This is a genomic window from Flavihumibacter cheonanensis (assembly GCF_022352215.1).
Lineage (GTDB): Bacteria > Bacteroidota > Bacteroidia > Chitinophagales > Chitinophagaceae > Flavihumibacter > Flavihumibacter cheonanensis.
Genome location: NZ_JAKRWF010000110.1, coordinates 1 through 287 on the forward strand (window position 1 = coordinate 1; position 287 = coordinate 287).

The 287-nt window shown below is 41.8% G+C and carries 1 protein-coding gene; it reads left to right on the forward strand.

Features of this window, described 5'->3' with window-relative positions; translation table 11 throughout:
- Nucleotides 1-88 precede the first annotated feature (88 nt).
- Nucleotides 89-287: hypothetical protein (locus MD536_RS21315; RefSeq protein WP_239603807.1), on the forward strand; the 199-nt coding region annotated here is incomplete at its 3' end.

Consider the following 287-nt stretch of genomic DNA (forward strand, 5'->3'; position numbering starts at 1 on the left):
CGCGTGGGACAGGGAAAATAACCGCGTTATTGACTTCAAGACCTCAGGGAGACCGTGGACAATGCACACGTTGCACAATAGCCTTCAAATGAAAGTTTACGCGCTGGCAATGTTTGTCAATGGGGATACGATTCCCGAAAGCCAAATCAACTGGCTGGGAACAAAAATGACAAAAAACGGCTTATCTTTTACTGGCGAAAGTTATGAATTAAATCATACCTTTGAAATGGATGACTTACTCAAAGCCATTGTTTTGATTGAGCAGACTTGTAAAGAGATAAGTAAGG